Annotated in this window: 19 protein-coding genes; 7 read left to right on the forward strand and 12 right to left on the reverse strand. The window is 42.4% G+C overall.

Going from position 1 to position 20,649, the window contains the following annotated elements:
* The first annotated feature begins 241 nt into the window (after nucleotides 1-241).
* From IEX94_RS02145 to IEX94_RS02160, 4 genes are all read left to right on the forward strand, one after another.
* Nucleotides 242-1,174, forward strand: coding sequence for an ABC transporter ATP-binding protein (locus IEX94_RS02145; RefSeq protein ID WP_188855841.1), 933 nt, complete (start codon nucleotides 242-244; stop codon nucleotides 1,172-1,174).
* Nucleotides 1,167-2,411, forward strand: coding sequence for an ABC transporter permease (locus tag IEX94_RS02150; protein WP_188855842.1), 1,245 nt, complete (start codon nucleotides 1,167-1,169; stop codon nucleotides 2,409-2,411). The genes IEX94_RS02145 and IEX94_RS02150 overlap by 8 nt, the downstream gene beginning before the upstream one ends.
* A 507-nt stretch (nucleotides 2,412-2,918) precedes the next feature.
* On the forward strand, nucleotides 2,919-4,085 hold the full coding sequence (locus IEX94_RS02155) for an N-acetylmuramoyl-L-alanine amidase family protein (protein ID WP_188855843.1): 1,167 nt from the start codon (nucleotides 2,919-2,921) through the stop codon (nucleotides 4,083-4,085).
* Between the two features lie 102 nt (nucleotides 4,086-4,187).
* Complete coding sequence (locus IEX94_RS02160; RefSeq protein ID WP_188855844.1) at nucleotides 4,188-5,456, forward strand: hypothetical protein; 1,269 nt, start codon at nucleotides 4,188-4,190, stop codon at nucleotides 5,454-5,456.
* An 11-nt stretch (nucleotides 5,457-5,467) separates the two neighbouring features.
* Here IEX94_RS02160 and gltC read toward each other — a convergent pair whose 3' ends face one another.
* A complete protein-coding gene (gltC, locus tag IEX94_RS02165) occupies nucleotides 5,468-6,373 on the reverse strand; it encodes a glutamate biosynthesis transcriptional regulator GltC (protein WP_188855845.1) in 906 nt (301 codons plus the stop codon).
* A 135-nt stretch (nucleotides 6,374-6,508) separates the two neighbouring features.
* Here gltC and gdhA point away from each other — a divergent pair, with 135 nt between their 5' ends.
* Complete coding sequence (gdhA, locus tag IEX94_RS02170) at nucleotides 6,509-7,891, forward strand: NADP-specific glutamate dehydrogenase (protein ID WP_188855846.1); 1,383 nt, start codon at nucleotides 6,509-6,511, stop codon at nucleotides 7,889-7,891.
* 90 nt (nucleotides 7,892-7,981) lie between these two features.
* On the opposite strand, the gene IEX94_RS02175 is transcribed toward gdhA, so the two are convergent.
* The 4 genes from IEX94_RS02175 to IEX94_RS02190 all read right to left on the reverse strand — a co-directional run bounded on the left by IEX94_RS02175 (nucleotide 7,982) and on the right by IEX94_RS02190 (nucleotide 11,625).
* Nucleotides 7,982-8,509: a CueP family metal-binding protein gene (locus IEX94_RS02175; protein WP_188855924.1), complete on the reverse strand. Its 528-nt coding sequence runs from the start codon at nucleotides 8,507-8,509 to the stop codon at nucleotides 7,982-7,984.
* 104 nt (nucleotides 8,510-8,613) lie between these two features.
* Nucleotides 8,614-9,408: an ABC transporter ATP-binding protein gene (locus IEX94_RS02180; RefSeq protein WP_188855847.1), complete on the reverse strand. Its 795-nt coding sequence runs from the start codon at nucleotides 9,406-9,408 to the stop codon at nucleotides 8,614-8,616.
* A 3-nt stretch (nucleotides 9,409-9,411) separates the two neighbouring features.
* Nucleotides 9,412-10,395: an ABC transporter permease gene (locus tag IEX94_RS02185; RefSeq protein WP_188855848.1), complete on the reverse strand. Its 984-nt coding sequence runs from the start codon at nucleotides 10,393-10,395 to the stop codon at nucleotides 9,412-9,414.
* Between the two features lie 231 nt (nucleotides 10,396-10,626).
* A complete protein-coding gene (locus tag IEX94_RS02190; RefSeq protein ID WP_188855849.1) occupies nucleotides 10,627-11,625 on the reverse strand; it encodes an ABC transporter substrate-binding protein in 999 nt (332 codons plus the stop codon).
* Between the two features lie 260 nt (nucleotides 11,626-11,885).
* On the opposite strand from IEX94_RS02190, the gene IEX94_RS02195 reads away from it, so the two are divergent.
* Nucleotides 11,886-13,175 carry a GGDEF domain-containing protein gene (locus IEX94_RS02195; RefSeq protein ID WP_188855850.1) on the forward strand — a complete coding sequence of 430 codons (1,290 nt, stop codon included), beginning with the start codon at nucleotides 11,886-11,888 and terminating at the stop codon, nucleotides 13,173-13,175.
* 191 nt (nucleotides 13,176-13,366) lie between these two features.
* On the opposite strand, the gene IEX94_RS02200 is transcribed toward IEX94_RS02195, so the two are convergent.
* Nucleotides 13,367-14,668: an acetyl-CoA hydrolase/transferase family protein gene (locus IEX94_RS02200; RefSeq protein ID WP_188855851.1), complete on the reverse strand. Its 1,302-nt coding sequence runs from the start codon at nucleotides 14,666-14,668 to the stop codon at nucleotides 13,367-13,369.
* 35 nt (nucleotides 14,669-14,703) lie between these two features.
* Complete coding sequence (gene rlmN, locus IEX94_RS02205; protein ID WP_188855852.1) at nucleotides 14,704-15,780, reverse strand: dual-specificity RNA methyltransferase RlmN; 1,077 nt, start codon at nucleotides 15,778-15,780, stop codon at nucleotides 14,704-14,706.
* Between the two features lie 798 nt (nucleotides 15,781-16,578).
* Between rlmN and IEX94_RS02210 the strand changes: the two genes are divergently transcribed.
* Nucleotides 16,579-17,595, forward strand: a complete 1,017-nt coding sequence (locus IEX94_RS02210) for an LLM class flavin-dependent oxidoreductase (RefSeq protein WP_188855853.1) — start codon at nucleotides 16,579-16,581, stop codon at nucleotides 17,593-17,595.
* Between the two features lie 52 nt (nucleotides 17,596-17,647).
* On the opposite strand, the gene IEX94_RS02215 is transcribed toward IEX94_RS02210, so the two are convergent.
* The 5 genes from IEX94_RS02215 to IEX94_RS02235 form a co-directional block, all read right to left on the reverse strand.
* Nucleotides 17,648-18,031, reverse strand: coding sequence for a Na+/H+ antiporter subunit G (locus tag IEX94_RS02215; RefSeq protein WP_188855854.1), 384 nt, complete (start codon nucleotides 18,029-18,031; stop codon nucleotides 17,648-17,650).
* Nucleotides 18,009-18,293, reverse strand: coding sequence for a Na(+)/H(+) antiporter subunit F1 (locus IEX94_RS02220; protein ID WP_156854078.1), 285 nt, complete (start codon nucleotides 18,291-18,293; stop codon nucleotides 18,009-18,011). Before IEX94_RS02220 ends, IEX94_RS02215 begins: the two co-directional genes overlap by 23 nt.
* On the reverse strand, nucleotides 18,293-18,775 hold the full coding sequence (locus IEX94_RS02225; protein WP_156854076.1) for a Na+/H+ antiporter subunit E: 483 nt from the start codon (nucleotides 18,773-18,775) through the stop codon (nucleotides 18,293-18,295). The genes IEX94_RS02220 and IEX94_RS02225 overlap by 1 nt, the downstream gene beginning before the upstream one ends.
* Before the next feature lie 61 nt (nucleotides 18,776-18,836).
* Nucleotides 18,837-20,312, reverse strand: a complete 1,476-nt coding sequence (locus tag IEX94_RS02230) for a Na+/H+ antiporter subunit D (RefSeq protein ID WP_188855855.1) — start codon at nucleotides 20,310-20,312, stop codon at nucleotides 18,837-18,839.
* Complete coding sequence (locus IEX94_RS02235) at nucleotides 20,305-20,646, reverse strand: Na(+)/H(+) antiporter subunit C (RefSeq protein ID WP_188855856.1); 342 nt, start codon at nucleotides 20,644-20,646, stop codon at nucleotides 20,305-20,307. The genes IEX94_RS02230 and IEX94_RS02235 overlap by 8 nt, the downstream gene beginning before the upstream one ends.
* Nucleotides 20,647-20,649 lie beyond the last annotated feature (3 nt).

Here is a 20,649-nt window from a genome sequence, read left to right on the forward strand (position 1 = left end):
AACCCCGCAGCGCGCAAAGCGTGCGAGGAGGCTCACCAGCCGCCCGCGGAAAGCGAGAGGTGTCTGGACTGCGAACCTCCAGATGAAAGTTGCACTTACGCTGAATGAAAGCAAGTAAGTTACTTTGCTAAGAAGAATTTTTTAAAAAGTGCGCCATTATGAAACTTTTATCTATTCCATCCGTATAACCTACTACGGCGAAGCATACATATTTTTATATTGGAAAGGAGTCTATACCTGTATGGAAACGATGTTGGAAGTAAAAGGACTTAATAAATCCTTTAAAGACAAACAAGTTTTAAAAAACATATCCTTCGAAGTAAATAAGGGTGAAATAATGGCCATCCTTGGGCCGAACGGAGCAGGGAAATCAACAACCATCCGTAATATTATGGGAATCATGTATCCTGATGAAGGAACCGTCACGTTCCATAACCACCAAGGAAAAGGGATACCGCAAAACAAAATTGGCTACCTTCCCGAAGAACGGGGCTTGTACAAAAATGTGAAAGTGATGGACATCTTGCTTTACCTTGCTGATTTAAAAAGTTACCCCTTGGACAAGGCAAAGAAACGGATTCTTGATTACTTGAAAAAGTTTGACTTGGAAGGTAAAGAAAATGTCAAGATGGAAGAATTATCAAAAGGAATGGGCCAGAAGGTACAATTTATCGGCGCAGTCATCCATGAACCCGAATTATTAATCCTTGATGAACCTTTCTCCGGTCTTGATCCAGTGAGTCAGGAGATTTTCAAAGATGAAATTCGGAGTCTCCGGGATAATGGCACCGCTATTTTACTTTCTTCCCATCAAATGAACCTGGTCGAAGAAATGTGTGACCGTTTGTTTATGATTCAGCGAGGAGAGAAGGTCATTTATGGGTCACTCTATGATGTAAAACAAGAATATGCGAATTTCAAATGTACCATTCGCGGAAGCAATGAAAGAGGTACACTCGAAACGATTCCTGAAGTCGAAAATATCGAACAGGACGGCGATGTAGCCATTCTTTACTTAACGAAGGATGTTAATCCAAACCGTTGGCTGAAACAACTGCCAGACGATGTTACGATACAGGAGCTGGCGATTGACCGAGTATCTCTCCATGAAATCTTTATTGATATCGCTACAGATAAACGCTTAATGTCGGAAGAAGGTGAAATCCATGCGTAATGCAATGAAAGTTGCGAAGTGGGAAATCAAGCGAAATATGAAAAATAAAACCTTTCTAATCGGGTTATTCCTTACTCCCCTATTAATCGTCGGCTTCGGCTTGATTGGCAGCTGGATTGGAGGCAGTTCAGACGATGGCTCATATGAAGATGAGATGACTGTTTTTATTAACGATGAGATTGGTATCATTGATGAACTTACACAATATGCTTCTGAAAGTGGGCTGGAATGGTCTATAGAGGAAACGAATGTGGAGATTGGCGACGTTGCAGCTGAGTTAGATGGTGCGGAGGATACCGCCTATATTTTCTTAAATGAAGCTGCTTTAAATGAAGGTGTCGTTCCAGTGTATATCGCGGAAGATGTCGATCCATTCTTTTCAAGTCAACTGGCAATGTTCCAAGGACCAATCCTCGCCCATCAGATGGAAGCGCTCGGGTTAACGGAAGAGCAATCGCTTGCTGTCTCTCGCGGGATTCAGTTTGCCGAAATGGATGCAGAAGAAATGACGAACGACGAAGCTCTTGAAGACGAGGCATCCGGTGAAGATTTCCTAGCAGGAATCGTCCCAGCGGCCTTTGGAGGAATTATTTTCATTTCGATCCTTTTTACCGGGATGGCAATGTTCCAAAGTGCATCCCAGGAGAAAAAAGATAAAATTGCTGAAATCATTCTCTCTTCCGTCACTCCTGAGGAATTGATGCAAGGGAAAATTATCGGTTATTTCGTCCTTGGACTTGTGCAGGCCGCTGTATTGCTTGTATTTTTAGTGCCAATGATCCTGTTTCTTACCGATGTTCCGCTATTTGAGTATCTGTTCGTCACAGAGACTCTTCTATTCGTACTCCTTGCCGTCTTAAACTACTTAATGTTCGCAGCAATCTTTGTCGGAATTGGGGCTACGATTGAAGATGTGACGACTTCAGGAAATTTCCAAGGGATCGTCATGATGCTTCCGTTCTTGCCATTTATTTTCATCGGTCCGGTCGTTGGGGATCCTTCTGGCTTAATGGCACAAATCGGTACCTATATTCCATTCACGGCACCAGGTGTATTACTGCTCCGACTCACGATGCTCGATGTTTGGCCGTGGCTTGAGATTAGTATTTCACTTGTAATTATCATTGTCAGTGTCCTTGTATTTATTCGACTTGCTGGTAAGATCTTCAAAGTCGGAATTCTTATGTATGGGAAGAATGCAACTCCTGGAGAAATTTGGAAATGGTTAAAAGCGTGAAGTACTTTTTCCATTTAATCTAGAAATATACTATAATACTAGTATAATAGTATTCACTTGTAGGGGGTAATAAGTATGTTAATGTATGTTATAGCCTTGGGTATAGGAGTATGTGTTAGTTTAATTATCGCAAGCGAAGTTTGGGATTAATAAGCATAAGCATGCACAGAGCGCATCCGCTAAATGGATGCGCTCCTTTTTTATGTAAGAACCTAGTCTCAAAAAATCCTAGAAAAGTTATGAATCACCTTCATTCAGCATAAGTGCAACTTTCTTCTGGAGGTCCGCAGTCGAGACTAAGGCCATGCCCAACTAAACGCTGGATGGAGTAATCGGCAGTTACGTTCATTTGGTTAATTAGTTTTCGCGGACCTTTCTCCTATCTTTTCTGAATAGTCCTTTATTATCATTCTTGATTTATTTCTCTTATTCCCTTGTTTACTATTTTCATTCATATTATTATAAAACTATTAATCTAATTTTTTCCAAAAGTAGAAGGAGGCATTTATGAAGAACCTCAAGATTAGCTTTATCGTAATAGTGTTACTTACTTTCTTTATTCATGCGGAAAAAATGGAAGCAGCAAGTGGACAAACCTATGAAGTCGGGGCTAACATACTCCATGTTCGTGAAGATCCTGCAGGTGATGCAACGATTATCGGGCTACTAAATAAAGGGGATAAGCTCACGGCCTTTGGGGAACAATATGGCTGGGTGCAGACGTATTATGGTGGAAGCACCGCCTGGGTCGCGAAACATCATTTAATTCCTACTGACTCTGCGGTCACCACAGCAAGTTCTGATCAAGCCGCCACAACAAAAGCGTCTGAGTCAACAACCGCCGGCCAGATTACCGTTACGGCACCGAGTGTGAATATCCGCTCTGGTCCAAGTCTGGATCATGCAGTCATTGCCGGGTCAGTACAAGGAGAAACATTTAATACGATTTCCGCTTCCGGGGATTGGATAAATATTAAGCTGCCTAACGGAGATACAGGCTGGATTGCTGCTTGGCTAACAAGTTCTTCCGGCACGCAAACAGCAAACATGGCAAGCACAAGTGAGACTGCAACAGAAACGGGAACCACACAAGTTGCAAGTGCCAGTACGGAACAAGTTCAATCTTCAGCAAACGGCTCCCTTTCCGGTTTTAACATTGTGTTGGATGCCGGGCATGGCGGGAAAGACCCTGGTGCAATTGGTCTTAGCGGGGTACACGAGAAAGACCTCGTCCACCAAACGACTAATACAATTGCGCAAGTGCTGCGAAATTACGGGGCAACCGTAATCGAAACACGGACGTCGGATTATTATTTATCATTGGATGAGCGAGCAAATTTGAGCAATGCCTATGACACGGATGCTTTCATCAGTATCCACTACAATTCGTTCCCTATCGTTTCCGTACAAGGAATTAATACGTTCTATTATAGTGATGCGGGGTATCAGTTAGGGAAGCATGTTCATTCAAATCTTAGTTCTACTGTTCCTTTAACGAATCGAGGACTGGGACAGACAGGTTATAAAGTGTTGCGCAATACGGATGCACCAGCCATTTTACTTGAGCTAGGATTCATTACAAATCCGTATGATTTATCCGTGATTCAAACTGCCGATTACCAGCAGACAGTTGCTGAATCGATTGCACAAGGATTACTAAACTATTTTCATTAAAAAACAAATCCCTTCACCATTTTCGGCTGAAGGGATTTCTTAACTTAAGTATCCAGGGCTAGCCACGTCCGGCTTCAGCGCCATTGTTATGGAGGAAAAGGTATGAACGAAAAAGTTGGCGAACTTATCGATAAGACTCAAGAGAAGTTCAATTTAAACAATTACTATTTGAAGCAATATCAATTTTTCAAAGAAAAGAATCCGAGAAAAGAAACTGTTTTTATTCTTAACATGGAATGGTTTCCAAACGGCTCGCAAAGTGAAGGGCATGGATTAAATCCTCCAGGCACGATTAGCATTGATGTCGATTTCCATACGAATGAATTGAGGAATATTGGGTTTGTAAAGGGTGTTAATGAAATCGAAGCAGGGCTACCTGAGAGCGACGATGTTGAAGCGGCCATTAAATGGGTGGAAAAAGAAACCGGGCTGAAGTATGGTCGACAGTTCCAATTAGCGGAAACCGTTGAAACTCGCCTCACCTTTCTTGCCACAACAGACGACATACCCGTCTTCCCCGCCGGTCTTATTACATTGGAATTCAATGAGGAAGGTAAACTCAGCCTTTATGCAATCGATGGGAACTTCCCGCCCGCAGACAGAATTCACGCTGAAACATTCGCCTTAACCAAAGCAGGAACGAAAGATATACTAAAGAAACAATTCCAACTGCTTGAAGTTCCAATCGTTGATGAAGAGAAATGGAAAAAGATATATGCCTTAGCTAGTTGCTTTATTACGAATGACGGGAAACAAGTTCTTCCTTATGAGGCCGTGGAAACAATTGACCCTGCTTTTGTTCCTTTACATGAAGTGTTGCAGTGGAAGAAGCCGATAGAAAAGTCTTTCCAAAAGCGAGATATCGACCTTAGCACGGAAGTAACAGAGGAAGAAGCGGTTGCCGAAAATAAAGAACAAACTAAACCACTGACTTCAGATGATGTGGAGATTGCAGTAAAGCAAACGCGAGACTATTTGCAATCCATCCAGCCGGAAGCATCCGGAAAATGGAAAATCACATTAATCCATAGGGAAAAAGCTTATCTATTTGCTGTATTAAAACCTGTAAAAGAGGAAACCCGGATTATCAACCGGAAACTCACAATCATACTAGATGGACAGACGTTCGAGCCAGTAAATCATGTCGACAATGATCTATTGCTTGAAACATTCAAACACTTCGAGAAAGCTTCTCCAGCAGAAATAACAATAGAAGAAGCGTTTGAAAAGCTATATAGAGCGATTGAACTTACCCCGGTCTATGTCTATGATAAAGAAAGTGAGCAGTATAAACTCTGTGGAAAAGTCGATTCCGAACTCGCGATTGATGCTGAAACCGGGGAATTGCTTAATATGGAATCACTGAATTAATAACGTAACCATTATTGCTTAAACTGTTCTAAACGGCTGAAGAAATCAACGACAAATTCATAAAAGATTTTCTCCGTCGGTAGTAATTCTCGATCGGCAGGAATGATCATCCCAACCGTGCGGGTAACGACTGGATCAATCAATGGAATTCGGACTGTTGCCCGCGGTTGATTGTCGACGAGGGTGCTTTCCGGAACAAGGGAAATGCCTAGACCTGCCGAGACGAGCCCCTTGAGTGCATCAATATCATCCCCTTCAGACGTAACATTAGGTGTAAAACCAACTTGTTCACAAGCCTGGACGAGAATACGTCTTAAGATAAAGCCTTCCGGGAACATGATAAAAGATTCATCACGCAGATCCGTGAGCTGTAACGCACGTTGATTTGCTTTTGGATGATTCAGGGGTAATAAGGCGACGACTTTTTCCGTTGACAGCACCTTCCCCTGTAAGCGGGTTTCATCCATTGGCACCGGCGCAAGTAATGCCATATTCGTCTTCCCTTTCAGTACATAGTTTTTTAATTCATAATAATTACCTTGAACTAATTTAAATTTAACTTCCGGGTAATTCCTGCGAAAGGCAGAGATCAATGTCGGCAAAATATACAATGCCAACGTACTGACGAAGCCGATATGGATCGTTCCCTTCTCGGGGTCGGTATATTCATGAATGACTTGTTCCGCATCTTCAATCACATGGATCGCCTGCTCCATATGCTTTAAGAAAATTTCTCCAATTGGAGTGAGCCGGACATTTCTTCCTTCACGGATAAATAAACTAACCCCAAGTTCTTCTTCAAGCTTCGCAATCTGCCGGCTAACCGCAGACTGGGCAACATGCAGATGATTTGCGGCATCGGTTACATGTTCTCTTTTCGCTACTTCAATAAAGTATTTAATCTGTCTTAGTTCCATGTATTTCAGCCCTCCTATGCTTATTATCTCATATCGGCATTGATTATATCTATTATTTATATTGTTTAGATAGATATAAAAAGGTAAAATTGAAATATAGTTATACGTACAGACATAAGGAGGATTGGCAAATATATGAACACAATCAGTAACCAACTAGATACTGAGAATAAAAAAGTATCCGCATATCTCGATGAAATTTATCGTTCGGTTGTGAAACGTGATCCGAATGAACCTGAGTTCCACCAAGCTGTTGCTGTCTTCCTCCAATCGATTCTCCCTCTATTAGAAAAAGAACCTCATTACATGGATTTGGGTATCCTCGAACAAATCGTTGAACCCGAACGCGTTATTTCTTTTCGCGTCACATGGGTGGATGACAACGGAAAAACCCAAGTAAACCGTGGGTATCGGGTACAATTCAATAGTGCTATCGGGCCTTTCAAAGGTGGTATCCGCTTTGACCCAAGTGTTAACTTGAGTATCGTAAAATTCTTAGGATTTGAACAAACATTTAAAAACTCACTAACCGGCCAACCAATTGGCGGGGCTAAAGGCGGGGCTGACTTCGATCCAAAAGGAAAGTCGGATAATGAAATCATGCGCTTTTGTCAAAGCTATATGACCGAGCTCGCCAGATATATCGGACCTGACATTGACGTTCCTGCCGGCGACCTCGGAGTCGGGGCAAAGGAAATTGGTTATATGTTTGGCCAATATAAACGAATACGCGGTGCTTATGAGGCTGGAGTAATTACTGGAAAAGCCCCCGTTTATGGTGGCAGTCTCGGAAGAACCGAAGCAACTGGTTATGGAACGATTTATTTCTTGAAAGAAATGCTGAGAGATATCGGCCACAACATTAGCGGAAGTTCCGTCGTCGTTTCCGGTTCCGGTAATGTATCGATTTATGCGATGGAAAAAGCGAGCCAGCTTGGTGCGAAAGTTGTTGCTTGCAGTGATACTTCCGGCTACATTTATAATAAAAATGGTATTGTCGTTGAAGTACTTAAAAGGATTAAGCAAGTTGATAAAGGCAGAGTTAGCGATTATCTGGAATTCGACCCAGATACAACGTTCCATGAGAACTGTAAAGGTATTTGGAGTGTCCCTTGTGACGTTGCCTTACCTTGTGCAACTCAGAACGAACTGGATGAAGAAGATGCGATTGAACTTGTCAAAAACGGCGTCATCGCAGTTGCAGAAGGAGCAAACATGCCTTGCACACTAAAAGCAACGAACGTATTCCTCGAAAACGGTGTAACGTTCGGACCGGCCAAAGCTACAAATGCTGGTGGAGTGGCTGTTTCCCAGCTGGAAATGGCGCAAAACAGTATGCGACTCAAATGGACATTTGAAGAAGTTGATGAACGCCTCCAAGATATTATGATGAACATTTATGAAAATTGTGTAGATGCAACCGAACAATTCGATAGTGCCACGAACTTAATCCAAGGTGCAAACATTGCCGGATTTAAGAAGGTTGCCGATGCAATGATAGCTCAGGGCGTTATCTAAAAAGTTATTAAAAGACCTGCCATTCTTCTTGATTGGTAGGTCTTTTTTATAAACAAACCAAGAACACTCGTGATTTCAATCGTGAGAGGTTCAAAGCAATTGCATCGTTGTAACACACGTTCCATCACCTTCATAAGTGGATAGAACTTCTTCTGCTGTTTTACCTTCATGCGATATTTTCACTTCATATTCATCGTTACGCGGCAACCAGAGATCAATAAATCCATTGTCCATCGTTTCCATTGTTTCATTGACGACGATGCTGCCCTCGCTATCCGTAATTTCTACTGCAAATGCTTCTTTTACCATCTCGCCCTGACACCCGGTTAAGCTATGATCGAAGCAAGGATGGGTTACTTCTTCAAATGGTGCGATCGATAGGAAGAATTTATCTTCAGGAAGGTCATAGATTTCTTCTTCATTATTCTCATTTGTCACAATCAACTCATTAGAGGTGATTGATGCGGAGACATCCTTAAACGTACCAGTACTGTATTCATGGACTAATTGTTCAATATCAAGTGATGCTTCTTCGGTTCCCGATCCCTCTTCTTCCGCGTTGCATGCAGCCAAGATAAGACCCGCAAGTAGAAGGATAATCATTGTCATTTTTTTCATCATTTTTTCCACTCCTACGGTATAAATAAAATCTTATACCCTCATTTTAGCATGGTAACAATCATACTGGAATAGGGATAAATGAAGATTACTTGACAACTTGTTTACCCTAAAACGACACGGTCATCCTCGAATTGTACCTTGCGAATCCGCTGGAATTCATGCAAGAGATCTTCTACAGTCAATCTCTGCTTATCAATCCCACTTGCTTCAAAAATAATTTGTCCTTTATCCATCATGACTAACCGGTTTCCGAGGTCAAGGGCTTGTTGCATGTTATGGGTCACCATCAATGTCGTAAGCCCCGCATCCGCCACGACTTTTTTCGTAAGATCCGTAATTAACTCCGCCCTGGATGGGTCAAGGGCTGCCGTATGTTCATCAAGCAAGAGAATATCTGGGTCGGTAAAAGTTGTCATGAGAAGAGATAGCGCCTGCCGTTCTCCACCTGACAGCAACCCGACTTTTGCTGTCAGACGATCTTCCAAACCAAGATTCAATGTCTGCAAGTATTCTTTGAACATTTTCTTGCGATGTTTCGTAACACCAAAGGTTAATTTTCGTTTCTTATTTCTTGAATAGGCCATCGCTAAATTTTCCTCAATCGTCATGGATGGTGCCGTCCCCGCCATCGGATCCTGGAAAACCCTGCCGATAAAACGGGAGCGTTTGTACTCTGAAAGGTGGACGACCTGTTTTCCGTTAATGAGCACATCTCCAACATCAGGTAAAAGTTGGCCGGCAATAACGTTCATGAGTGTGGATTTCCCCGCCCCATTACTGCCGATAACAGTGACGAAATCCCCTTTTTCCAAGCTTATGTTAATATTGTTTAATGCCTTCTTTTCATCAACTGTCCCTTCATTAAAGACGACGGAAATATTTTTCACATCAAGCATTACTTAACCAACCTCCTTGATATCTTGCTCTAAAGCCCGTCGCTTTTCAATTCGGCGCTTCTTCTCGCGCTGGGCCTGGAGAATCTTCGGTGAAATAAGCGCAATAATAACGATAATCGCTGTAATGAGCTTCATATCGCCTGTCTCGAGAAAATCAAATCGTAATGCAAGTGTCACAATTATTCGGTAAATGACCGCTCCTCCAATAACTGCGAGGGTTGCTCTGGAAATTGTCTTCGTGCCGAAAAGCGCTTCTCCAATAATGACAGAGGCAAGACCGATAACAATCATTCCGATTCCCATTCCAACATCAGCGAATCCACCAAGCTGGGCAATTAACCCGCCAGAAAGTGCGACTAGCCCATTGGATAAGGCAACTCCGAGAATCGTCAAGTTATCTGTGTTCGCAGACAAACTACGAATCATCCGCTTATTATCTCCAATCGCCCGGATTGCGAGTCCGACCTCTGTCTTCAGGAAATAGTCGGTAACTAGTTTAATAACAACCGTCACAAGGAGCATAACAATTAAAATTGCCCATGTACTTGGCGGCCGGTCAATTCCGAAGATACCTAACATACCATTTAGGCTGTTATCAATCGAAGTTCCCCATACACTTCCCAATTGGTCGAAAATAGTTGATTCCATATGGAGGGATAAGGTCGGTTGACCGAGAATACGAAGGTTGATCGAATATAAAGCTGTCATCATGAGAATCCCTGCTAAAAGAGCATTCACTTTTCCTTTTGTATGCAGTAATCCTGTTAGGGTGCCCGCAAGAAAACCTGCAATACCAGCAAGAATCGTAGCGATAATTGGTGGAACTCCATTAATGATGGCTAGTGCAGCCACAGCAGCACCTGTGACAAAGCTCCCATCAACGGTTAGATCAGGGAAATCAAGAACCCGGAATGTCAAATAGACACCAAGTGCCATTATTGCATAAATAATCCCTGATTCTACTGCGCCAAACATTGAAATAAACATAATTTGTACTCCCCCTGCTGACTTCTTTCGATATAGTAAGAAGATAAGCCGCCAATGCTAGCGACTTATCCCCTGTTTTTACTCCATTAAGTGAAACCTCATTCAGTGGGGGTTTCCTTACCTTCCCCACTGAATGTTAGTTGAACAGAATCAGGGATGTACGGACTGTTTATCCCCCACCTTCCCATCTTGGACTTTCCTCATGTTTAGAGGTGGGGATTTTATAGACCGTTAATCCGTGGTAAATTGTGCATCTTCATCCCAATCGGAATGCCATTCGACGTTTTGTGCTTCAGCTGCTTCCTTATTTATGAACAGTTGCATTTCTGCAGGATATTCTACCGGGATTTCACTTGGTGATTTATCATTAGTTAAAATATCAACAGCCATTTCACCTGTGCGGTAACCTATCGTATGATAATCTATTCCGTATGTTGCGAAGCCGCCTTTAGCAAGGGAGTCTGGTTCTCCGACAATGAGCGGGATGCTATGTTCATTAGCAACACTCACAACACTATCGAACGCTGAAACTACCGTGTTATCTGTAATAATATAAAACACATCCACATCCTCCACTAACGTAACTGCGGCTTGTTGCACTTCTGCTGTATTAGCCACAGTACGTTCAACAACCGTAAGATCGGTTCCTTCCGCCACTTCCTTCACTGTGTTCACTTGAGTTACGGAGTTTTGCTCCCCGGCATTATAGATCATCCCAATCCCTGCACCAGGAAAATAATCGGCAATAAACTGCACTGTTGATTGGATCCCCTCTGGGTGCAAGTCTACTACCCCCGTTACATTACCTCCTGGCTCTTCCATCGACTCAACAAGCTTTGCCTCAACAGCATCTGTCACCGATGTAAAAAGGACTGGAATCTCACTCGTTGCTTGTAATGCACCTAGTGCACTTGGTGTAGAGTTTGCAAAGATAAGATCCACTTCATCCGCAACAAAACCGTCGGAAATCGGTTTTACGTTATTCTGATCGTTTTGCGCAGTTTTGAAGTCATATTCTACATTCAGCCCAGCATCCTCGAGTGCTTGCTGGAACCCTTCATATGCAGCATCAAGTGATGGGTGCTCAGCAATTTGCGTTGCGCCTATTTTGTATACTTCCCCATCCGTATTTTCATTCTCATTACCTTCTGATGACTGCGTATCATCGGAACCACAAGCCGCAAGAAGCAAGATTCCAATTGTAAATAATAACAAAACTAGCTTTCTCATCTACTTTTCCCCCTATGTGTATTAACGCGTTAAAGTAATAATGCATAGAGCGATTTTACCATATTTTCTGTATTTAAGATAGACTTTTTTAAAAAAATTCTGTTAATAGTTCCGGGACAGGGGGTCAGAGCATTTGTCCCACTTCGTGCGGGACAAATGCTCTGACCCCCTGTCCCAATTTAGATTTTTATGGTATGATATTTAAGTACTAGGGATTTGGGCTCATTTCTTTCTATTGTAGTGGGAAGGGGAAAATAGGGATGACAAAACGATTGAAAGCTTATATTTTATTCGTTTTTTTCGTTTCATTTGGAATAGCGATATTTTCCGGACCAATTCATATTGATATAACATTATACATCCAGTTACTTGTAATTTACTTACTATTCACTACTTTTTACTCGCATTTAAAAACAATTGTTAAAACCGGTCGGGTCAATATTGATTATAGCGTCTCATATGGTCTGTCATTCGGACTTGCAGCTGGGCCGCTCGGGCTTTTCTTATTTGAAGTAATCAACCGATTTTATGTTTTTCTTTACCGGAAGAAAACAGATACGGCTGATGAAGATGAATTTTTACATACATTTTATAATATTGGAGCGCCGACCATTCTTCATTCGCTCGGATTTTACTTGTATTATTGGCTTTTTCCGTACTTCGATCAAATACCATTATTCGGTTTTTGGATTCTGCTTATTTTAATTGTATTTCTGATCGATATGCTTTCTTCCGTACTGCTTCTCGGGGTATTTTATAGTATGGGAGATATGCAGACCCGTGTGGACAGCATTAATTTTATTAAAGCAAGAAGTAAAGCAGACTCGCTCCAAAAAGCAATCTCAAACGGACTTCTGTTTATTTTCATTACGGAAGGACGCTGGGAATTAATGCTCGCCCTCTTCCTTTTAAATTATTTATCTAGCCGTGCTGCTGTACTTAAATCACAAAGTATTCAACATAAGATGGAACGGGACCGTTTTGAGCAAATGGCTTACACCGACTTCCTAACAAAGCTCCATAACCGCACGTATATGAATAAGGTGATGAATGAATTGAACGGCTCAGATGAAACGATTGGTATTGCTGTTTGTGATATTGATAATTTCAAGCAGATCAATGATACGTATAATCATACAGTCGGGGATTATGTCATCCATCATGTTGCAAAACGCCTGAAGAGTTTGCTTGGGGAAAGTGACTATTTGTTTCGGAGTGGCGGAGAAGAGTTTACCATCATTTTGCGAAATAGATCCTTTCGTGAATGCGAGGCATTAATAAAGGCCATCCAACATGAAATCGAACTGCTTCAGATTGTTACGAAATACCGTTCTGAAGAGATTTTCATCAGCTGTACAGCTTCCTTTGGCATGTATTATTTCACTACCTTAGAGAAGATAGATATTAAGCAGGGCTATGTTCAAGCAGATGACCTACTTTACAAAGCAAAAGGGCTTGGAAAAAACCAGGTTATTTCAAAAAATGGCATACGCAATGAGCCGCTCTGTGGTCGGTTCGAAAGCAATGTTTCCAATGCAGAAGTAAAGTAAAGTAAAATAAAAACAACCAGTTGCGCCCGGCTGTTTTTTATCACGGATTAACGGTCTGTAATATCCCCACTTCTAAACATGAGGGAAAACAATATGTGAAGGTGGGGATATACAGTCCGTAAATCCCTGATTCTGTTCAACTAACATTCAGTGGGGGAGGTAAGGAAACCCCTACTGAATGAAGTTTCACTTTATATAATAATATTTCGTTTTTTTGCTTCGAATAATAGTTTATCTCGGAATTTCGGATGAGCTAACCCAATTAATGCCTTGGTACGTTGACCGAGTGTTTTTCCACGTAAGTTTGTGATTCCATACTCTGTAGCGATGTAATTAACATCATTCTTACTCGTCGTTACAATCGAACCTGGTGAGAGAATGGATTTAATTCTGCTTACCGTTCCGCCTCTTGCTGTGGAGGGAAAAGCAAGAAAACTTTTTCCTCCGGGAGATAGAACAGCCCCACGGACAAAATCAACCTGCCCGCCCGTTCCTGAGAAATGCATTGTTCCAAGCGATTCCGCACAAACTTGTCCAAAGAAATCTATTTCAAGGCCTGAGTTGATCGACATGAAATTCGGAATCTGTCTAATAATGCTCGGATCGTTAATATATTGGATTGGCAGCATCGTAACCGCTTCGTTTTCATGGATAAAATCATACACTCGCTTCGAGCCAAAGGCAAAGGAAGTAACGGTCTGTCCGCGGTGCAATGTTTTCTTCTCATTTGTGACTGCGCCTGCTTCAATTAATTCAACCATACTTTCCGTTAGTATTTCCGTATGGATACCGAGATCCTTTTTCTCCCGTAGGACTTGACCAACCGCATCCGGAATAGCTCCAATTCCGAATTGAATAACAGACTCGTCTGGAATCTCTTCAGCAATAAAGCTTGCAATCTGCTTACTCACTTCATCCAGCTTAGAACGTGGATAATCAGGCAGATTAACATGATTCTCACACAATGCTTCCACTTCAGAAATATGAACACTCGGTCCAGTTACCGAACGCGGTATATATTGATTCACTTCTAAATAGATGCGCTTTGCCTTCTTAAGTAAAGCTTCACTAAGAGAAGCGGAAGGCCCAGTACTAAAATTTCCATTCTTATCCATTGGAGCAACCACAAGAAAAATCGCATCGACCCGCTCTTGTGCTTCAATTAAAGACGGCATATCGCGGAAATAAGCTGGCATGACATCAGCAATCCCTTGATTAACCGCCTTTCTGGCAAAACTACCTGAAAACCAGGAAACCCCCGTTATCCCAGGATACTCTTCCCTATAAGCACCCATTGGCAGCCAGTCTAAAAGTGTATGATAATAAATGCCGGTCAAGTTCTCTTCCTTTATATACTGATCGAGCGCTGCAATAATCCCAGGTGGTGTGGATAGACCGATATCAGATCCACAGACCCAGCCTGATTTAACTTGCTGGGCAATCCCCTCCGCTGTTGTCTTCTTTGCTTCATACTGCGCTAAGTAACCATTCATCTGTTTTATAATCCTTTCCCTAGATTAACCTCAGATTAAACCGCTTTTGTTTTCCTTGTTTTCACGATTTGCTTACTTCTTAATTGACCACATGCCGCATCGATATCTGCACCATTTTCCCAGCGAACACCACTATTGATTCCGCCTGCTTTCAATGTTTGGTGGAATTCCTGGATTGCATCAACATGACTTCTTTCATACTGGATATGTTCATCGACCTTATTATATGGAATCAAGTTCACATAGGCTAAATGACGGTGATTGTAAAGAAGCTTGACGAGTTCTCTCGCTTCTTTCTTGCGATCATTGACACCTTGCAGCATAATATATTCGTATGTTATTCGGCGATTTGTCTTCTTCAAATAATAATTAACCGCCAGCATGAGCTTCTCGATCGGGAATGCTCGGTTAATTTTCATAATTTGCGTGCGTAGTTCATTATTTGGAGCGTGCAAGGAGATTGCAAGATTCACTTGGATTCCTGTATCGGCAAACTCGTAAATCCTATGGGCAAGACCACTTGTTGATACGGTAATATGACGGGCGCCGATATTCAAGCCCTTATCATCGTTTACAATGTAAAGGAAGTCCATTAAATTATTAAAGTTATCTAACGGTTCACCAATTCCCATGACAACGATATGACTGACCCGCTCGTTCTTCCCTTTCAAATCTAAATTCTTCTGAACATGCATGATTTGCTCCACGATCTCGCCACCTGTTAAATCTCGGCTCTTCCGGAGCAATCCACTTGCACAGAAGGAACAGCCAATATTACAACCGACCTGTGTCGTCACACAGACGGAAAGACCGTAATCAAACCGCATGAGCACTGTTTCAATCACGTTCCCGTCCGCAAGCTTAAAGAGATATTTAACCGTTCCATCTTTAGATTCTTGTTTAACTTCTTCTTTTAATGTGGTAAGGCAATAATTTTCTTCCAATAATTGAATTGTCGATTGATTGACATTGGACATGTCGGAAAACTGGTTTACTCTTTTCTTGTAGACCCAGTCCCATACTTGATTTGCTCGAAAACGCTTCTCGCCGTTTTCAATCAGCCAATCTTCCAATTGCTTAAATGTTAATCCATAGATGGATAGTTTAGTCATGATGTTTCCCCATTTCTTTTCCTTTTCCTTCTCTCATCTTACTTTAATCTTTCGGTAGTAGCAAATCGGATTCTTCTTTATAAGCGGATAATTGGACGGCATTCATTGCTAAGCTTATCCTTTATAGTAATGACTCCAATTTCACAACCTGCACAAGCTAAGTATATCTTTCATAATGATTACTTTCATTCGGCGTAAGCGCAACTTTCTATTGGAAGTCCGCAGTCCAGACACCTCTCGCTTTCCGCAGGCGGCTGGTGAGCCTCCTCAGGCTGCCGTCCTGCGGGGGCTCACCTATGCCTTTCGACGAACAGGAAGTTCTAATGCCGGCGTTGGTCACAGGACGTGACCGTTCTTAGCCGGCCTCCTGCAGGAGTCTCGAGGTGTCTGGACTGCTCCGAGGAAAGGCCAAGTTTGGATCACTATTTTTCATTTAGGAATAGAACGCTAATCTTGATGAGATAGTTTCCATTCTAATAAATCATCACTACTAGTTCAGTTGCCCTGACTCCTGCGGGAAAGCGGAGACGATGAGACCCCGCAGGAAGTGCTTTTCTTCCGAGGCAGACTAAGTTCGCTCTCGTATGTGGCATGTGGCAACGTCTGACATTGACGTCCTGTGCGTCGAGGCTTCGGCTGTGCCCTATAGGATGCGCATCCGCCCACCGGGCAACTGAACGGTAATTAGAACGCCAATCAAATGAATGCACAAAATACTTACGCTGAATGTAAGCAATCATAAGGTGGAACAGGTTTCGGATGTGAAAGTGGAGTAATGAGATTAAAGGAGTGAGTGGATTGCAACATGAACATGCCAAAGTTTTTAATAAAATCCCTTTATCTGTACTAGACCTTGCACCAATTCGCCAAGGTTCAAATGCGAGAGAATCGTTTAAGGAAAGTGTTGAACTTGCTCAACATGTTGAAAAATTAGGCTTTAACCGCTATTGGCTGGCTGAACATCATAATATGCCTGGTATCGCAAGCTCTGCGACATCTGTTCTCATTTCTCATATTGCTGGGAATACGAAGCATATGCGGGTTGGAGCTGGTGGTATTATGCTGCCAAACCATGCAACGCTTGTTGTCGCCGAACAGTTCGGTACACTCGAATCGCTTTTCCCGGGAAGAATCGACCTTGGACTCGGCCGGGCACCCGGAACAGATCAGGCAACAGCCTTTGCCCTTAGAAGAACACTGAATTCTGGACCAGAGGAATTTCCGATGCAAGTAAATGAATTGCAGGATTATTTTTCCGATGAACCGAAGACACATGTTAAAGCTATTCCCGGTCAAGGATTGAATGTTCCAATCTGGCTGCTTGGCTCCAGCGACTTCAGCGCAAGACTTGCTGCTCATAAGGGACTGCCCTTCTCTTTTGCCAGTCACTTTGCACCTGCCTACACCATTCCGGCATTGAAGCTTTATCGGGCCAACTTTGAACCGTCCGATGCGCTCGCTAAGCCATATGCGATGGTTGGGGTAAACGTGATTGCAGCGGATACGAACGAGGAAGCCGAGTATCTGGCAAGCTCCCAATATATGCAATTCCTTAACTTGCGCCGCGGGAAACCAAGACAACTTCAGCCACCCATCGAAAGTATGGATAGTGTATGGTCTCCAATGGAAAAAGCCGCTGTCTATGAATCGCTCGATCCACGGACGACAATTGTCGGTGATAAAGATACAGTTAGGGAACGTCTCATCGCATTCCAAGAAGAAACACAAGCAGATGAAATGATTATCGGATCGCAGATTTTCCATTTGAAAGATCGCCTGCGTTCTTATGAAATCGTAGCAGAACTATTCGATTGATTACAAAAAAGGGCATAACTTTCTGATAGACGCAGAAAGTTATGTCCCAATTTCAATTTGTATTATCTTCTTCCAATTCTTCTTTTTCCCCATGGATTACTTCTTCTAAATCATCTTCGAGTGTGATATCCGCTAACTTCACTTTACTCCGGTAAGCAGCTCTTGTAACCAGGTGACCAGATACAGGAGCAGTTAAGAATACAAAAACAATCCCTAGTACAAGGCGTACACTGAAGTAATTTTGACTTTCCAAAATATAAATCAACGCACCTGTTAAAGTGAGTAATACACCAAGTGTAGAACTTTTCGTTGCTGCGTGAGAGCGAGTATAAACATCAGGAAATCGAATATTCCCGATGGCACTGACAACCGCAAACAATGAACCGATAAAAATTAAAATGGCACCGACATATTCAATCATCACGCTTACGTTCAATGATAACACCCCTCTCTATATACTTCGTGAAGGAAATCGTACTAATGAACGCAAGGATAGCAAGCACGAGTATCACTTCTAAGAAAGCACGAGTATCAAGGAGTATTGAAATAATCGCCAGTGATGAAATGATTTGAACACCAATCATATCAAGGGAAAGGACGCGGTCCGGTAAGCTCGGTCCGATAATAATCCGGATGAGTGTAATGGCAATCGCCACCCCGAACAGAATGAGCGACGTAACGAGTAATGTGTTAATCATTAGCGCGTCACCTCCATAATTGCTTTTTCGAAAGTATGCAAGGATTTGAGCAACATTTCTTTCGATTCCTCGAGGTCCATCCCATGGATATATAAGTAGTCCTCTTCAGGTGCTACTTCCATGACCACTGAACCCGGCGTCAATGTAAGAAGTAATGAAATCGCAGTGATTTCCCATTCTCCCCGCATTTGCGTCTCATATTTAAATATGCCAGGTTTATAGGTTACTTTTGGGCTTAATATATGTTTCAATACCCAAATGCTGGATGAGAATGTCTCACGGATAAAGATGAGTAGTAATTTGAATAAAGCCCACGGACGGGCGAGATAGAATCGCTCGCCGAATAGTCGGTGCATCAAGAAGACGATTCCGATTCCGACAATATATCCGAACACGAATGTTGTGAATTGCAGTTCGGGTTCATCACTAATAAATACCCATAATATAGCAATAAATACGTTTAGAAAAAATTGTGCTGGCATCCATAGTCAGCTCCTCTTTTGACTGCTGCTCATTGTTGCTTCCTAACGAGCAGCAGATTAATTACTCCAATACAGCATCAATGTAAATTTGTGGGTTGAGCAGTGTATTGGCTGCGTCGGCTACGAAGGGAGCGAAGTACTCTGCTCCGAGTCCAAAAGTAAACATAAGTGCTGTGAACAAGCCAAATGAAACCATCCAGCCCTTCTTCATCGGTACCTCGTCATCAAAACTGATGATTGTCTCTCCCCAAAAGCTATTCAAGAAAACTCTTAAGAGGGAATAAAGGACAAAGATACTGGAAATAAAGCCGAGCGCGAGCAGAATATAAGAGCCCGCTTCAACTGCCCCTTGACCAACAAGTACTTTTCCGATAAAACCGCTCAGCGGCGGTACCCCGGCTAAAGATAGCATAACGATAAAGAACATCCATCCGAATACAGGATAGTTACGGATTAAACCACTCATGTTATCAAGCCGCTTCTCTCCTGTCACGGTAATCATAGTCCCAGCAAGCAGGAAGAGCAGGGATTTTGCAACCATGTCATGCATCAGATAATAAACCGCGCCTTCCAGTGCTTCCTGTGTCATGACGGCAAGCCCCACTAAGATAAATCCAACCGCAATAATGACGTTATAAGCGACAATTTGCCGGATATCTTTATAAGCAATCGCTCCAATACTCCCCATAATGAGTGTCAAACCAGCTAAAATCCCGATGATTGTATGGGTAATTTGCGGTTCATGGTAAAAGATCAACGTGAACACACGGATCATGACGTAAATTCCTACCTTTGTCAGCAATCCTCCGAACAAAGCTGCAACAGCAGTTGGTGGGGCACTGTATGAACCTGGTAACCAGAAGTACAGAAGCAATCCGGATTTCAAAGCGAAAACAATCAGGAATACAAGACTCGTCACTGTCAGTAATGGTGTCTGTCCAGATTCACTGATTAATACTGAAATATGCGCCATATTCAAGGTTCCAAGCTGTGCATACAAATATGCGATAGCAACGAGGAAAAACCAGGAAGAAATAATATTAATAACGACATATTTAAGCGATTCTCTTAGCTGCATTCGTTTTCCGCCGAGGACGATTAATACATAAGAAGCGAGTAGCATAATTTCAAAGTTTACATAGAGGTTGAAAATATCGCCTGTTAAAAAGGATCCGTTAACACCTGCGAGGAGGAAGTTAACAAAGGAGTAGAAATACATATACTCTATTTTCTCGCCAATTGAAGAAAAAGCATAAATTAAACAAATTAATGTCACGATACTTGCGGCGGTAACAAGAATGACTGCAAAAGAGTCTGCTACAAACAGAATTCCAAATGGCGGCTCCCATCCCCCAAAATCGAGTCGGATGATGCCGTCCGTCTGAATCCACTGCAGCATATAGATACTTATTCCGATTGTCACGAGCAATCCTAGGACGGTTAATACCCGCTGTGTTTTTATATATGGTCTTAAAAAGATCAGAATAATGCCAAGCATAATTGGAAGAGCCATCGGCAGTACAATAATATTATTCATACTTCCTACCTCGCAATTCTTCCATATTGTCCGTTCCAAGCGTTTGATAAGCACGGTATGCAAGTACAAGCACAAGGGCCGTCACCGCAAAGCTGATTACAATTGATGTTAGAATCAACGCTTGCGGGAGCGGATCAACAAATGTACTAACGTCGTCATCTCCCAAAATCGGCACATTCCCCTTCTTCAGTCCGCCCATCGTAATGATTAATAAATGTGTGGCATGGGAATAGACGGCCGTTCCGAGAATGACACGAATCACACTTTTCGATAAGACGAGATAAGTCGCAATCGTGACCAAAACGCCGGTTAGGATGATCATCAATGTTTCCATAGC

The organism is Oceanobacillus indicireducens (assembly GCF_014647195.1).
GTDB classification, from domain to species: Bacteria; Bacillota; Bacilli; order Bacillales; family Amphibacillaceae; genus Oceanobacillus; species Oceanobacillus indicireducens.

Bases quoted from the DNA above. Each gene is read 5' to 3' on its own strand.
- IEX94_RS02185 (WP_188855848.1), bottom strand. From the start codon at position 10,395: ATGTTTATTTCAATGTTTGGCGCAGTAGAATCAGGGATTATTTATGCA.
- IEX94_RS02225 (WP_156854076.1), bottom strand. From the start codon at position 18,775: ATGCCAGCACAATTTTTTCTAAACGTATTTATTGCTATATTATGGGTA.
- rlmN (WP_188855852.1), bottom strand. From the start codon at position 15,780: ATGACTAAACTATCCATCTATGGATTAACATTTAAGCAATTGGAAGAT.
- IEX94_RS02230 (WP_188855855.1), bottom strand. From the start codon at position 20,312: ATGAATAATATTATTGTACTGCCGATGGCTCTTCCAATTATGCTTGGC.
- IEX94_RS02145 (WP_188855841.1), top strand. From the start codon at position 242: ATGGAAACGATGTTGGAAGTAAAAGGACTTAATAAATCCTTTAAAGAC.
- IEX94_RS02155 (WP_188855843.1), top strand. From the start codon at position 2,919: ATGAAGAACCTCAAGATTAGCTTTATCGTAATAGTGTTACTTACTTTC.
- IEX94_RS02195 (WP_188855850.1), top strand. From the start codon at position 11,886: ATGACAAAACGATTGAAAGCTTATATTTTATTCGTTTTTTTCGTTTCA.
- IEX94_RS02190 (WP_188855849.1), bottom strand. From the start codon at position 11,625: ATGAGAAAGCTAGTTTTGTTATTATTTACAATTGGAATCTTGCTTCTT.
- IEX94_RS02180 (WP_188855847.1), bottom strand. From the start codon at position 9,408: ATGCTTGATGTGAAAAATATTTCCGTCGTCTTTAATGAAGGGACAGTT.
- IEX94_RS02150 (WP_188855842.1), top strand. From the start codon at position 1,167: ATGCGTAATGCAATGAAAGTTGCGAAGTGGGAAATCAAGCGAAATATG.
- IEX94_RS02220 (WP_156854078.1), bottom strand. From the start codon at position 18,293: ATGATTAACACATTACTCGTTACGTCGCTCATTCTGTTCGGGGTGGCG.
- IEX94_RS02235 (WP_188855856.1), bottom strand. From the start codon at position 20,646: ATGGAAACATTGATGATCATCCTAACCGGCGTTTTGGTCACGATTGCG.
- IEX94_RS02200 (WP_188855851.1), bottom strand. From the start codon at position 14,668: ATGAATGGTTACTTAGCGCAGTATGAAGCAAAGAAGACAACAGCGGAG.
- IEX94_RS02175 (WP_188855924.1), bottom strand. From the start codon at position 8,509: ATGAAAAAAATGACAATGATTATCCTTCTACTTGCGGGTCTTATCTTG.
- IEX94_RS02160 (WP_188855844.1), top strand. From the start codon at position 4,188: ATGAACGAAAAAGTTGGCGAACTTATCGATAAGACTCAAGAGAAGTTC.
- gltC (WP_188855845.1), bottom strand. From the start codon at position 6,373: ATGGAACTAAGACAGATTAAATACTTTATTGAAGTAGCGAAAAGAGAA.
- gdhA (WP_188855846.1), top strand. From the start codon at position 6,509: ATGAACACAATCAGTAACCAACTAGATACTGAGAATAAAAAAGTATCC.